The sequence below is a fragment of the Tunicatimonas sp. genome, assembly GCF_049647865.1.
GTDB lineage: Bacteria > Bacteroidota > Bacteroidia > Cytophagales > Cyclobacteriaceae > Tunicatimonas.
Map to the genome: position 1 here is coordinate 1 of NZ_JBARYM010000636.1, position 13,988 is coordinate 13,988.

General features: G+C 44.3%; 12 protein-coding genes. 11 read left to right on the forward strand and 1 reads right to left on the reverse strand.

The window, feature by feature from the left end:
• Positions 1-108 precede the first annotated feature (108 nt).
• The 5 genes from WBA23_RS18650 (at position 109) to WBA23_RS18670 (ending at position 5,575) form a co-directional block, all read left to right on the forward strand.
• Positions 109-1,110, forward strand: coding sequence for a hypothetical protein (locus WBA23_RS18650; protein ID WP_424583792.1), 1,002 nt, complete (start codon positions 109-111; stop codon positions 1,108-1,110).
• A 156-nt stretch (positions 1,111-1,266) separates the two neighbouring features.
• On the forward strand, positions 1,267-2,439 hold the full coding sequence (locus WBA23_RS18655; protein ID WP_424583793.1) for a PD-(D/E)XK nuclease family protein: 1,173 nt from the start codon (positions 1,267-1,269) through the stop codon (positions 2,437-2,439).
• A 180-nt stretch (positions 2,440-2,619) separates the two neighbouring features.
• Positions 2,620-3,666 carry a LemA family protein gene (locus WBA23_RS18660; RefSeq protein ID WP_424583794.1) on the forward strand — a complete coding sequence of 349 codons (1,047 nt, stop codon included), beginning with the start codon at positions 2,620-2,622 and terminating at the stop codon, positions 3,664-3,666.
• Positions 3,667-3,716: 50 nt separating this feature from the next.
• The gene (locus WBA23_RS18665; protein WP_424583795.1) at positions 3,717-4,367 is read left to right on the forward strand and encodes a TPM domain-containing protein; all 651 of its coding nucleotides are present in this window, start codon (positions 3,717-3,719) and stop codon (positions 4,365-4,367) included.
• A 122-nt stretch (positions 4,368-4,489) separates the two neighbouring features.
• Positions 4,490-5,575, forward strand: coding sequence for a TPM domain-containing protein (locus WBA23_RS18670; protein ID WP_424583796.1), 1,086 nt, complete (start codon positions 4,490-4,492; stop codon positions 5,573-5,575).
• Between the two features lie 70 nt (positions 5,576-5,645).
• Here WBA23_RS18670 and WBA23_RS18675 read toward each other — a convergent pair whose 3' ends face one another.
• Complete coding sequence (locus WBA23_RS18675; RefSeq protein ID WP_424583797.1) at positions 5,646-7,052, reverse strand: sulfatase family protein; 1,407 nt, start codon at positions 7,050-7,052, stop codon at positions 5,646-5,648.
• A gap of 228 nt (positions 7,053-7,280) precedes the next feature.
• Between WBA23_RS18675 and WBA23_RS18680 the strand changes: the two genes are divergently transcribed.
• The 6 genes from WBA23_RS18680 (at position 7,281) to WBA23_RS18705 (ending at position 13,536) form a co-directional block, all read left to right on the forward strand.
• Entirely contained in the window at positions 7,281-8,090 is an 810-nt protein-coding gene (locus WBA23_RS18680) for an alpha/beta fold hydrolase (protein ID WP_424583798.1), read from the forward strand.
• Positions 8,091-8,221: 131 nt separating this feature from the next.
• Entirely contained in the window at positions 8,222-8,725 is a 504-nt protein-coding gene (locus WBA23_RS18685; RefSeq protein WP_424583799.1) for a hypothetical protein, read from the forward strand.
• Positions 8,726-8,861: 136 nt separating this feature from the next.
• Entirely contained in the window at positions 8,862-9,611 is a 750-nt protein-coding gene (locus WBA23_RS18690) for an LVIVD repeat-containing protein (protein WP_424583800.1), read from the forward strand.
• Positions 9,608-10,309 (forward strand): hypothetical protein, encoded by a 702-nt coding sequence (locus WBA23_RS18695; RefSeq protein WP_424583801.1) that lies wholly within the window; start codon positions 9,608-9,610, stop codon positions 10,307-10,309. Before WBA23_RS18690 ends, WBA23_RS18695 begins: the two co-directional genes overlap by 4 nt.
• 222 nt (positions 10,310-10,531) lie before the next feature.
• Complete coding sequence (locus tag WBA23_RS18700; protein WP_424583802.1) at positions 10,532-10,870, forward strand: PadR family transcriptional regulator; 339 nt, start codon at positions 10,532-10,534, stop codon at positions 10,868-10,870.
• On the forward strand, positions 10,855-13,536 hold the full coding sequence (locus WBA23_RS18705) for an ABC transporter permease (RefSeq protein ID WP_424583803.1): 2,682 nt from the start codon (positions 10,855-10,857) through the stop codon (positions 13,534-13,536). Before WBA23_RS18700 ends, WBA23_RS18705 begins: the two co-directional genes overlap by 16 nt.
• The last annotated feature ends 452 nt before the right edge of the window (positions 13,537-13,988 follow it).

Sequence of the window (13,988 nt, forward strand, 5' to 3'; positions counted from 1 at the left end):
ATTATCGCTAGAGTTAATGAGTATTATTTCCCTCAATTTTTTCATGATAATTGAGGGGATACAATGCGGTCTCAATAAAAATGTTGTAATTATTTAAATGAAGTGAAAATGATTTCAAAAGTTGAAAAAAAGGGAGATACAGGTTTTGAACTTACTTCTATTATTCAGACTTTAACTAGAGAAGTTGACGGCGCACTTAGTTTTGCTTTAAATGCTCAACTTGAAGTTTTACAAGTACTAAAAGACCCTTCCCAACTTACTACTTGTGTAGACACTGTATTACAGCATCTTTTACACGGAATGGAGCTCGCGAGTTCTGATCATGAAATCAAGTTACTTCGCAAAGACTCGGGCTTGCTTATACAATCTCTGCTATTCGTTACCCAGGCAGAGCTAATCAAAGAGTCTCAGCAGAATAAAAAAGAACTTATTGGTCTACTGACCCAGGCTACCAACTGTTCTCTAAATTTCATTGAGTTAATGATTCCTGTTATAGCAATGAAGGGGGTGCCTGCAAAGGTTCAACATCTTTCAGCAACTGTTAGTACACTAAAGCAAAATAAAAATAGTGAGAAAAATAGTTTTATTGAGGCGATCTATAAATCAATATTCAACTTTTTCCAAAGAAAAAAGGATAGCAAGGCTTACTACAAAAGCATAGACTTAGTCTACGATAAGTTATTTAGATATAAAGATCTAGTTGGCACTTCAATAATACTGGCCGAATCTGTTAGAAATAACTCTGATAGTTTAATTGAGCATAACCTTCAGGAAGACAAAGATATTATTGAGAAGATGATAGAAAGTTATCATAGTATTAGTAGCTATAAATACTTAATCATTTCTGGAATTGCCTTTGTGATTTGTATTGGCGTTTATTTTCTATGGTCATTCGTTGGACTCTTCTCAAACATTGAAGAGTTCAATAATTATTACTTCTTATTGCCTTTTGCTGTTTATGGTGTAGGATTTTCTATAAAATTTTTCAAAAAAAGATCTATATATAAACTAATTGAAGAGGCTGAAGGTCAATTGAAGGAAAAAGAAAGTTTATTAAAGGAAAAATATGAGACGATCGCGGAAGTGCTAACGCCGAAATTGTCTACTTAAGTAATTCTTATGAACGAGTTATTAAATAATGTAGGCTTTCATCCATTAAATTATTGACGATGGTAAATTGTTTTCCTTTGACCTATAATTTTTACAGGATGGTTACGCTTTAATATTTATTTTCAACCCACCTTAGAGAATTAACAAATTTCAGCATTGGAAATACCTCACATACTATCCCTGGTTTCAGAAGTTATTAAGCAGTACGAGCAGGAGGCAAAAAAAACTGGAGAGAACTTCAATATTTTCCGTTTACTGCGGGTGGAAACGAAGGAAGTCCAGTTACACTCAACCCTGATTGCTGAATTACTTAACCCGCAGGGTTCGCACGGCAGAGGAGACTTATTTCTTCGGATGTTCTTTTCCGTGCTCTCTGATTCGGCTATTCCCACTGAAACGTTTAAGACTCAGTTGGCCGCAGTAGAAGTAGAAAAATTTGTCGGCCCCATAACCGAAGATGCCTTTTCCGGGGGGCGGATTGATATCGTTATCACCGATGAATGCGGTAAGCGGATTCTTATTGAGAATAAGATTGATGCAGTAGATCAACAGAACCAATTAGTCAGGTACAAGAATTACGATTCTGACGCAATACTACTGTACCTAACTTTGGAAGGTAACGATGCGAGCATAAATAGTAAGGGTAATCTCACTGCTAAAAAAGATTACTTTCTTATTTCTTACCGTGAAACTATACGTAAATGGCTAACCGCCTGTGCGGGAGAAGAGAACCCGCCTATTGTGCAAGAAACCATTAGGCAGTACCGTATTCTTATTGAGCAATTAACCCAACAATCCAGCTACGATCAGATGAACAGCGAGATTAAAAACACTTTATGCCAGAATGAAAACAGTTTCATCAGTGCTCAACGCATCTGTGAAGCGTACGCAATGCTACTTGAAGAGATTAAACGCGAGTTCTGGGAAGAAGTGAAAACCCAATGCCCTAAGGATATAGTACTAGTAGATAACCAGCACCGAATTATTTGCGATGTTGGTGAAGATCCACCCTTCTATTTTGGATTTAAAATTGACAAAAATGCTTTATTGCTTTCTGATGATGAGTTTAGCAAACTCTCATTAATCTTCAAGGGGATCAATGCTGATTTCAAGTCGTCTGATAGTTACCCTGACTTCTACTGGCTAGGCTGGATTGGCTCTCGGTACATAAGCAGCTTCCAAGAATTGAATCCAACAACAATTTACGAACTTCATAATGCTGCAAGTCGCAAGGATTTCGTTGCGAAGCTCATGGATGAGTTCCGAGAACACATAAAGGCTTTTGAAAGCAAATTGCACTCAAGTCGGCGTAAAGTCAGACGAATTTAAAGCGGGTGACCTGTCTCGCTCTCCTCACGCAAATTGAGAGCTAGAATATGTATTGAGGAGAAGCAAACGAAACATAAGTATTTTAGATTGGTTGTTGTAGGTGGAAAACTTAACTTACTTTTTTATCTTTTCAAAAGATTATACCAATAGTACTACCAAACATACCTAATTTTTTTGAACATGGCTCAATCTGACCAAGCCCTGGAAGACTACCTGAAAAAGCTGATGGAAATTCAGTACGGTAGCCAAGAGGAACATCAATTTACTCAAAAAGAACTTAAGGATATTGCGCTGGACGCTGGCCTTACCGAGTCGGCCTGGCAACAATCACAAGAGCGAGCGCAGCAGCATTTGCAACGAGGAACGGCCTATTTAAACGCTCAAAACTATGAGGATGCGGCCAACGAGTTAGAAAACGCTGCCTCCCTAATGCCCCATAGTGCCGAAGCTAATCACCTCGCCGCGAAAGCCTTTCTGTTTCGGGGAAACCGCTATAATCGCAGTAATGACTACGATCGAGCTGAGTACTACATCAACCGAACATTAAGTATCAAGCCCGCCCACCCCGGGGTGATGCAACTCAAAACCGAACTAAATAATAAACGACGGGTGCTTAGCAATAACAATGAACAGAAAAGTCGTAGTAACAAATTTACCAAGTGGGGAATTATTGGTGGCGTAGCTATTTTGCTCATTGCCGGATACTTCAATATCTACAATAGCATGGTAGGGCTGGAAGAAGGCGTGAACAGTTCTTGGGCGCAAGTAGAAAATCAGTACCAACGCCGGGCTGACCTCATTCCGAATTTGGTAGAAACGGTAGAGGGAGCGGCTGATTACGAGCGGGAAACCCTGCGCGAAGTAGTAGAAGCCCGGGCGGCCGCCACTTCCATTCAAATTGATGTAGACGATCTGGATGATGCCGGAAAACTGGCCGAGTACGCTCAAGCGCAGGAGAACCTGGGCGGTTCATTAAGTCGGCTGATTGCCGTGGCGGAGCAGTACCCTACGTTAACTGCTACTGAAAACTTTCGTGATTTGCAAAACCAGCTAGAGGGAACAGAAAACCGTATCTCGACCGAACGCCGTCGTTTTAACGAGTCAGTGCAAAACTACAATGCCAAAGCGCGCCGCTTTCCGAACAACCTACTGGGGTTTGATACTAAAGAATACTTCTCTACCGACCCCGCAAATGCCGAACCACCTAGTGTAAATTTTAATGAGTGATGGTTAATGCGTTATAACCATTGATCATTCGTCAATAATCACTACCAATTATGCAACCTGCCCAATTGACCAAAAAGGATTTACGTGAGATAGAGAAAGCCGTACAGCAAGCTGAAACCCGCACTGGGGGAGAAATTGTTCCGGTGCTAGCCAAACAATCGTCTTTCTACGAGATTGCGCTGTGGCGAGCCGGAGCTGTATTTGCTGCACTTGCTGCGTTGGTATTAACCATACTTTTTCTTACCACTGATCTGCTTCTTTTTATGCCGCCTTATTTGTGGCTACTTATTACATTAACTGCGGGATTAATGGGCATGACCCTGGTAGTTTCTTCCTGGCCATTCAAACGACTATTCCTAAGCAAACAGCTACTGGAAGCGCGGGTGCTTGATCAGGCTAAGAATATGTTCTTTGACCACGATGTACACTTAACTGAACCCCGAACGGGCATTCTGGTCTACGTGAGTTTCTTTGAGCATCAGGCGGTAATCTTAGCTGATGTAGGCATTGCGGAGTTGGTAGATGAAAATAGCTGGAGCGATGTTGTAAAACAGCTTACTGTAGGACTAAAGCAAGGGCGCACCACCGAAAGTATCTGCCAAGCTATTGCAGCCTGCGGAGAAATACTGGAAGCCAGCGGAGTGCATAAACCTATTGACGATGACAACAAACTAACCGACGAAGTACGAATTAACAAGTAATCTCCCATTGGGAATTCTATTGATCAGACCGTATAATGATTGTATCCAGCCATCTTAACAATATTTTTTTTAGTACTTCTTTTCAGAAGGCGAGTCTTGTCTACTGGAATGCCCGAATAACAATGCTATCTGTCTACCTAATTGTTAGTCTATTGCTAGGGCTTTCCAGTACGGCACTGGCTCAAGAAGTTCCTCCATTATCAGCTCGAGTGAACGACTACGCCAACGTATTATCCTATACCACTGAAGAAGAATTAGAAGCCCGGTTGCGCGACCATGAAGAGCGCACTTCTAACCAGATTGCTATTCTCACAATTAACAGCCTGGAGGGCGGGTCATTGGAAGAGTTTTCAATACGAACCGTAGAACAGTGGAAGCTAGGCCAAGAAGAGCGAGAGAACGGCGTACTGTTTCTGGTGGTACCCGGCGACCGCCAACTACGGATTGAAGTGGGCTACGGACTGGAACCCTACCTGACGGATGCCACCTCGGGACGAATTATCCGAGAAGTAGTTGTGCCTTATTTTCGGGCTAATGATTATGAACAGGGTATTGTGGCAGGTACAAATGCCATACTAGCGCAGATTGAAGGTATTGAAGACTTCAGTGAGCCAGTGACCGCTCGGGAGGATGGCCCCGGCTTTAGCTTTACTAGTATTGTGCTAGCCATTTTTGCTTTCTTCTCCGGATTGTTTGTGCTCCGTAAGCGTCGCCGTAATGCTCCCCGGAAGAGTAAAAAGACTGGGCTGGAGATGCGTAAGCTCAGCGAGAAGGAAGAGGACGTTCATCTGGATCGAGGTCAGCAAATTGAAGAGCAGATTGGCTCGGTAGATTACGACGTGTGGTCTTCTGACCAACCGGATGATGTATCCATTGTTGCCTACAAAAATACCTTTAACCATCGCTACAGCAAGTGCCCTAACTGTAGTTATATCACATTTTATTTAGCTAAAAGTCAGATGCTGCGCTCGGCAACCTACTCCCACTCGGGGCAGGGAGCTCGAAAGTACGCTTGTAAGAATTGCGACCATACTGAATCACGTCGCTATAGTGTTCCTCGGCTGCGCCGCAATCGTACGGTCATTATTCCCGGTGGAGGTACCTTCAGCGGTGGGGGCTGGGGAGGAGGAGGAGGCTTCTCCGGAGGGGGAGGTTTTTCTGGCGGCGGCGGCTCCTTTGGTGGAGGGGGAGCTTCGGGCAGTTGGTAGCTAATGAAGAAGAGTGCTACTTACGCAGAAGTCCTTCTTTAATTTTATAATTCAGTATAATATAAAGTGTCTACTCCGAGAAGAACATTTTCTTATGCTTTTCGGCGTACTCAATCATCTGTTGGGCAACATCGGGGTAGATTGCTAACGCATTACTCTTCTCGTAAGGATCGTGCACCAAATCGAACAGAGCAGTATCAATTTTTGCCTGCACATATTTTCCAGGCATGCCGTCTTTGCCTCCCTTCGCTACGGTGCGGTACTCATGGGGTAAATGTAGTTTCCACTTGCCATCACCAGAAATTATTCCCTGAAACTCCTTACCATTGGTGAAGGGGTAATAATCATGGGGATTCTCCGCATCCTCCTGATGAGTAATCAAGTCCCATACATTCTTACCATCAACAGTATTTTCTGGCAGTTTTGTACCAGTTAAATGGCAGATAGTGGGCAGCACATCAATAGAACTAAAGGCGTGGTGAGAGATTGTGTTTGAGTCAATGTTACCCGGGTACTTGATAATGCAGGGGTTGCGTAGTCCCCCATCGAAAGTAGTGCCTTTACCCTCGCGGAAGCGAGTGATACCGGCGTGGTCGCCGTAGCTCAGCCAGGGACCATTATCTGAAGCGATGAATATAAACAGGGTATTATCTTCCAGTCCTTGATCCTTGACCGCCTGATGAATCTGACCGACCGACCAGTCAATCTCCATCATCACATCGCCGTATAGTCCGGTGCCGGATTTTCCCGCAAATTTATCGCTACAAAAGATGGGGGCGTGGGGCATAGAGTGAGGCACGTACACGAAGAAGGGTTCATCCTTATTATTCTTAATAAAATTAACCGCTTGCTCGGTGTACCAAGTGGTCAGCATCTTCTGGTCTTCAATCTGTACCGTATCAATAGTTACCTCGCCGTTTTCCCAGTACTGTAGCGGCCACTGCCCCCAGTAGTCCGGGTTTTCCGGATGATGCAGCCACATATCGTTGGAGTACATCAGGCCGCAGGTTTCGTTGAAGCCTCGGTTGTGCGGGCGAGTTTCTTCTTGATCGCCAATGTGCCATTTACCGAATGCCGCTGTCTTATAACCATTCTGCTGTAGTACTTCTCCCATCGTGGCAAACTTGGTATCTAATCCTCGGGCATTCGGTCCGTGCGCTCCAAACACCTGGGTCCGCCCCGGATAGCAGCCAGTTAATAGCGCTGCCCGAGAGGCCGAGCATACTGCCTGGGGCACGTAGAAGTTATAGAAGCTTCGTCCTTCTTGGGCTAGGGTTTGCACATGGGGAGTGGGATAGCGAGGGGTTCCAAACGGAGCAAAATCATCGAAGGCCCCGTCATCCAGAAAGATGAGCACTACGTTGGGTTTCGGTGCCTCCTGACTTTTGTTTTTGTTTATATCTAACGAAGTAAGCAACAGCGCCGCTAATAAGCAGGGTACGCCGATAAATAATTGTCTCAATTTAAATGCAGACATTAGGTGGTTGATCAATTAGGTAGGAATCGTTCTTCTCGCTGGCCAAAATAGGTATTTGAGTCTTTGGAAAAAAGTAAGGTCACCGATTCTATCTACCTATTTACTTTTGGTAAGAGTTGGGACTTTAAGTCTAGTAGCCTCTCGAGAGAATGGTTGAAAGGTCAATATCTACTTCCAAAACTCATGGTTTGTACTTATTTTGGTTGTAATATACCCAATAACCTACCAATGAAGAGACTAACCGTATTATTCAGCACTTTTTTGCTTTGTACCACACTCTACGCTCAGCCCGGCAAGTACGTTGAAACGAACGGAGCAAAAATCTACTACGAAACCTACGGCGAAGGCGAGCCATTGCTGCTGCTCCACGGTTTCTCGCTTAGCCACAAGGCCTGGGGCGCATGGATTGAAGATTTAGCTAAACAGCACTTTCTGATTATTCCTGATCTGCGGGGGCATGGCAACTCAACCAATCCATCGGGGGTTTATACAGCGGCGGTGGCGGCTGACGATATGTACGGCCTCATAAATCATTTAAAGATAGATCGCTTTCAGGCGATGGGACAAAGTGCAGGCGCAATAATCTTGACACATATGGCTATTATGGATACTACTCGTATCTCGGACATGATTCTGGTGTCGGGAACCTCCTACTTACCCGAAAGTACTCGAGCCGCTTTCAAGAACATTACTTATGATGCCTGGCGGGAACATATGGAACCCCACCATCCGGGCGGCGAAGCCCAAATAAGAAACTTAATCGGTCAGCTTCACGCGCTTGCTGACTCCAATGAAGTAAATTTTACATCCGCTCAGTTATCTACCATTACCTGTCCCACCTTAATTATTCACGGCGACCGAGACCGGTTTTATTCATTAGATATTCCAGTTAAATCTTATCAGGCTATTCCCAAATCGTATCTGTGGGTGGTGCCTAATGCGGGACACACTCCGGCGGGTGTCTATGACAGGGGTTCCGTTTGGTCAGATGTTTTTCTAAAAGTGATAGGCGACTTTTTTACCGGGGAATGGAAATAAATTCACATAAGCTTTGCAAAGGCAGGCTATAGTCCTAGTGAATCCTTTTTACTAAAAATTTTCCTCCGCTTTCCAACCATATTAATTGTGTTAGGGTCTTCATAGCACCAACTACTTTCAACTCCATCGCTATGATCAGATTTATGCTATTCGGTAGCTTACTGCTGCTAACCAGTTGCCCTGGCTTCATTGATATTGGTGAACCCCTTGCCCCAGCTTACACCACGTATTCGCCCATTATGATGGAGCGGAGCCAAATGGAAGCCGCCATTGGTCAGCTACCGGCTCGCGACATTCAGGATGCTGGGAAGATTTACGCTTATGGACGGTACCTATTTGTTAGCGAGAAATTTGAGGGTATCCACGTCATTGATAACGAAATACCCGAAAGCCCTATTAATATGGGCTTCATCCGTATTCCGGGTTGTGTGGATATGGCCGTAAAGGGTACTACATTGTTTGCCGATAATGCCACTGACCTGATTGGTATCGATATTTCTAATCCTACCGACGTGCAAGAAATATCTAGAGTACGCAACGCTTTTCCCGTCCTCCTTCCGCCTGACTTAGGTGAGGTACCCGAAACCTACCGGAGCCGTTCCGAAGACCTAGTCATCATAGAATGGAGAAAATAGTAGAGCGGAAATGAGAAATGTGAGATGTGAAAAGGTAAGAAGCGAGAAGCTGGGGGCTTGGCGCAGAGTATGAATCCTAGGACATTTAGCAATTTAACAATCGAACCGCGTGGCGGCCACCATTAAACATTCAATTATGAACCGGATTATTTACTTTCTCTTCTTAGGATTATCCTGCTTGTTTTTTTCCTGCGAAGACTCTAGCGATGTAGCTGCCGATTTTGGCGACGGTACTGGGCAGGGTGGCTCACTAGCACGCTTTGCCATTCGGGGCGATCATCTGTATACCGTTGATCGGAATGATTTGCACGTGTATGATGTAAGCGATGTCAATCAACCCCGAAAAGTAAATCAGGTTTCGGTAGGGGCACAGATCGAAACTATTTTTCCCCGCTTAGACAATCTTTTTATTGGTTCGCAGGGTGGTATGTTTATCTACAGCATCACTCAGCCTACGCAACCGCAGTTTCTCTCTAACTATATTCACGTAGTAAGCTGCGACCCAGTAGTAGCTGATGAGCGCTACGCCTACGTGACCCTACGGTCTATCCAAAATGTATGCGGCCGATTTACCGATCAGTTGGATATTGTAGATATTAGCGATTTGCGTAGTCCATTCTTGCAGCGGACATATCCGATGACCCATCCTAAAGGCTTAGGAGTAGACGGTAACGAACTGTTCGTTTGTGACGATGGACTAAAGGTGTTTGACATCAGCAACGTGGATAGTCTAGTGCAGAAGTACCACTTTCGTATTGAGGCTAATGACGTAATTCCCTATCGTGACTATCTAATGGTGATTGGCAGCGATGGGCTGTATCAGTACCGCTATTCCGAAGATACGATTGTGTTAGCCAGTCAACTACCGTTTATACCTGTTCTATGATGAAGGCACTACTGGCGGGGGTGCTACTCGTTTTAATAAATACGTACGGCACCGCGCAGGAACATGACGAGCGTGATAGTTTGCGCTACTACCACAACTCCATTTCCGTAGTACCGCAGTACCTCTTTCGTCAGGCTATTCGAATTGACTGGGAGAAGCCAATTGTAAGAGGGAAACAACTACACCGACTTACTATTTCGCCCTACTGGTACGCAGGTAACTCCAACCGCTACAGTTTCAGTGGCATTCCTTCCAGTGTTACACGACCAGACGACTACGGTGAAACGCGAGTAGACGGATTCGGCTTGGAAGTACTAGACAAGTATACCCTGCGCTTTTTAGAACAAAAACCGTCTAAGTTCTATCTAGCTTTTGGGTTGGGCTATCACCGGGTTACGCTCGATTATGTCAACTACGAACCTACTCCGTTTGCTGAGAATGGTTCTACCTTGTTTCGCTACGGTTTTGTGGATCAGCAAGAGACGATTAATAGCCTGGAAGTGATTGGTCTGATCGGCATGAAGATATTCTCTCGTCATAATATTCTTTTCCTCGACGTATTTGCCGGTCCTATTATCAAGCGAAGCTGGATTAATACCGAATCAGTGGCTCCTTTGGCTCATCAAGAAGTGCGCGACCACGGATTTGATGGAGTTACTTACCGAGTTGGAGTTGGGATAGGAGCTGTAATTTTTTAATCATTCTTATTCGAATAATGTGTCCGGCTGCGTACAGCTTTGTCCGGTCGTGCACACTTAATATTTCCAAATTCTATCGCAGAAGCTATTCTGAGCCTTGGCAAGAGATTTGTTCTACGTAATATGAAGTAATAAAGGGGCGAGGGGCTTGGAGCTGGGCGCAGAGCGTTTGAAATACATACTCTTGCTCCCCACCCCGAGCACTTAGCCAACAATTGAAATATGCGAAAGACTTATATCGGCGAATTGGAAGAAGTAGTATTGCTTACGGTAGCCCTGCTCTACGACCAAGCCTACGGGGTGGCGATCACCCACGAGATCAAAGCCCAAACCGGACGCAATATCAGCATTAGTGCAATCCACTCCACCCTGCATCGTCTCTCCGACAAAGGCTTTGTCAATTCCCGCATGGGAGGAGCTACCGCCGAGCGAGGCGGACGACGAAAACGCTTCTTCACAGTGACCCCCGCCGGCAGCCGTATTCTCCACGATATTCAACAGACGCGCGAACAGTTGTGGCAGCAGATACCCGCGCAAGCTCTTCAATGGAAAACGATATGAAACCGCCTACTCCAAGCCCACCTCGCTGGATTGATAAACTGTTGGAAGGCTTCTGTGCCCCACACTTGCTAGAGGAAGTACAGGGTGATTTACAGGAGCTGTACAGAGAATGGGTGAAGAGATACGGAGAACGGCGGGCAAATTGGCTGTATCTATTTCATACAGTAAAATTCTTCCGATCATTTACTATTAAAAGAAAGTACTATACACCACCTAACTATTCTTTAGCGATGCTTCGTAACTATTTTTTAACCGCCTGGCGACAAATACAGAGGAGTAAACTACATACTGCCATTAATGTATTTGGTTTAGCAATAGGAACAGCCGCTTGCCTGGTTATTTCCCTAACGGTGCAGCACGAATTCAGCTACGACCGCCACCATGCTGATAGTGACCGGATTTACCGCATTACTTCTCAAATGAAATTTGCCGATGATTGGACCTATACAGGAGGTATATCAGCCCCAGTTCCTCACGCTATTCGAGAAGATTTTACTGGAATAGAAACTGTAGCAGCTTTCCATAATGTGCATCCTAAGGAAATCAAGCTCACAGACGGCTCTAATTTAGGTGAGCAGGAGAACATAGTAATTGCCGAACCAGATTACTTTGAGATATTTTCCGGCATTGAATGGAAAGTAGGTAGCCCTGAACAATCGCTTTCCCAACCGTACCAAGTAGTGCTCACCGAAAGCCAAGCCAGGAAATACTTTGGTGATCAAGAAGCTATTGGGCAAACTGTTATGTACTACGATTCCATAAATTTTGTAGTATCCGGCGTTTTAGCTGACAACGATGATAACACCGACTTTCCTTTCACCGACTATCTTTCCTTTGCAACCCTATGGGCAAATGAGCAATTAGCAGGAAGCTATGATTTAGAAAGTTGGATGACTATTACTGACAGATCTTTAGCGTTTGTCAAATTATCGGAAGAAACTCACCCGGAAGATATTGAACGGCAATTCCCGAATCTGTTGGAGAAATACTTGAGTGAAGGGGAGCGAGCTTTTCAGCGAAAATTCAATTTGCAACCTTTTTCAGATGTTCACTTCAGTACTGAATATGCAATGAATAATCAAAGAGTGGCTCATAAGCCAACACTCTACGGATTAGTGGTGGTGGCTTTATTTTTACTATTAATTGCTTCAGCCAATTTTATCAATCTGGAAACAGCTCGAGCGGTACTGCGCTCCCGGGAGGTAGGAGTACGAAAAGTACTGGGCAGTAGTCGCCAGCAGCTTGTTCAACAGTTTTTAGGTGAAACTTTTATAATTACGTTAATCGCTGGCGGATTGGCTATTCTGGTAGCAAAATTTGGGATGGACTACTTTGCCGAAAGCTTGCCACCGGATTTGTCGTTAAACGTACTCATAGAAGGCAAAGGTTGGTTGGTATTGCTGGCGATCATCAGTGTAGTAAGTTTATTGGCAGGAACCTATCCCGCCTGGGTACTGTCGGCCTATTCTCCGGTGTTTGCGTTGAAGAACCAAGTCGTTCAAACCGCAGGAACTACCCGGAAAGCCTATTTCCGAAAAACGTTAATCATATTTCAATTTGCTATTGCCCAAGCATTCATTCTAGGAACGCTGATCGTTGGAAGTCAACTGCACTATCTGCTTAACAAAGATATGGGGTTTAACGAAGATGCGGTGGTGTATTTTTCATCTTCGCACTGGTGGCGCGACACTACGCAGAACCGCTTTTTACTGGCGGAAGAACTTCAGAAAATCAGTAGTGTATCGGCCATAAGCTTAAGCAATACGCGCCCGGCTAACGAAGGAGGAAGTTCTCAGGTGGTCAGCTATCTAACCGATACGTCGAAGGTTGAAGTTAATTTAAGTAAAAAGTTTGCCGATACTAGCTTTATAGAGACTTACGAAATGGAACTATTGGCGGGGCGTAATTACTACCTCAGCGATACGATTGGCGAATTAGTAATAAACGAAACGGCAGCTAAAGCTTTTGGGTTTAGTGAACCCTCTGAAGCGGTTGGTGAGCTTATTCAATATCATAGTAATAAGATGATTCCAATAGTAGGGGTGGTAGCTGATTTTCATGACGGTCCGCTGCACAAAAAAATAAGTCCTCTCGCTTTAATTTCCGAGAAGAGGAACTTCACCAGTTTTAATATTCGCCTAGCTAACAACCAACAAGCCTCAGCGATACAGCAGTCTTTAGCCCAAATAGAACAAGCTTACAAAAAGTTTTATCCTAATCAACCGTTTAATTATAAGTTTTATGATGACACCATTGCCAGCTTTTACGAAACCGAGCGGCGCACGGCCAAACTAATCAACGTGGCTACCGGACTAGCCATTTTCATTAGCTGTTTGGGCTTGTTAGGATTAGTTTCCTTTACTACCCATCAGCGAGTGAAAGAAATTGGTATTCGGAAAGTATTAGGAGCTACCGTAACCCAGATAATCGCGTTGTTTTCCCGGGAGTTCGTAGGCCTAATTGTTATTAGCTTCGCTATTGCTGCGCCTATGGCTTGGTATTTTGCTCAAGGTTGGCTCGCTGATTTTGCTTATCGGGTAGATGTTGGTCTGTTTGTATTTGTAGCTACGCTATTATTCGCATCGTTGCTAGCTCTACTTACAGTGGGGGTTCGGTCTTGGCAGGCGGCTCTCGCAAATCCCGTAGATTCACTACGAAATGAGTAAACAACTGCTGTCGGAACGCCAACCGCCCCGCTGGATTGACTATCTGCCGGAGGGCTTCTGCGCCTTGCATTTGCAGGAATAGATACAAGGCAATTTACAAGAATTATACGGAGGGTGGGTAAAAAGACATAGAGCAAAGAAAGCACGATGGTTTTATGAGCATACAATGAAATTTCTTGAAGCTTTTTTTAAATTTTTGATTTTCCATTAATGAAAGGTAGGCAAAAATCCAGAAGAATTTGAAACCGCTCTGGCGGCCCGGTCGCTATGCTCAAACAACAAATTTCCCCCTTTCTAAGCCAAAAAGAGGTGTTTTGATTCGTACTTCCCATTAGTTAGATAGAATCACACTTAAAAGACATTCTAGTTAAAAATAATATTTGTTGCGTAAATTCTAGTAAATATCTTGCGCCGAGCGATTTGGGTAATGTCCGAGATAATCAGTCTGGGGC

Bases quoted from the DNA above. Each gene is read 5' to 3' on its own strand.
- WBA23_RS18695 (WP_424583801.1), top strand. From the start codon at position 9,608: ATGATGAAGGCACTACTGGCGGGGGTGCTACTCGTTTTAATAAATACG.
- WBA23_RS18685 (WP_424583799.1), top strand. From the start codon at position 8,222: ATGATCAGATTTATGCTATTCGGTAGCTTACTGCTGCTAACCAGTTGC.
- WBA23_RS18680 (WP_424583798.1), top strand. From the start codon at position 7,281: ATGAAGAGACTAACCGTATTATTCAGCACTTTTTTGCTTTGTACCACA.
- WBA23_RS18660 (WP_424583794.1), top strand. From the start codon at position 2,620: ATGGCTCAATCTGACCAAGCCCTGGAAGACTACCTGAAAAAGCTGATG.
- WBA23_RS18650 (WP_424583792.1), top strand. From the start codon at position 109: ATGATTTCAAAAGTTGAAAAAAAGGGAGATACAGGTTTTGAACTTACT.
- WBA23_RS18665 (WP_424583795.1), top strand. From the start codon at position 3,717: ATGCAACCTGCCCAATTGACCAAAAAGGATTTACGTGAGATAGAGAAA.
- WBA23_RS18700 (WP_424583802.1), top strand. From the start codon at position 10,532: ATGCGAAAGACTTATATCGGCGAATTGGAAGAAGTAGTATTGCTTACG.
- WBA23_RS18690 (WP_424583800.1), top strand. From the start codon at position 8,862: ATGAACCGGATTATTTACTTTCTCTTCTTAGGATTATCCTGCTTGTTT.
- WBA23_RS18670 (WP_424583796.1), top strand. From the start codon at position 4,490: ATGCTATCTGTCTACCTAATTGTTAGTCTATTGCTAGGGCTTTCCAGT.
- WBA23_RS18705 (WP_424583803.1), top strand. From the start codon at position 10,855: ATGGAAAACGATATGAAACCGCCTACTCCAAGCCCACCTCGCTGGATT.
- WBA23_RS18675 (WP_424583797.1), bottom strand. From the start codon at position 7,052: ATGTCTGCATTTAAATTGAGACAATTATTTATCGGCGTACCCTGCTTA.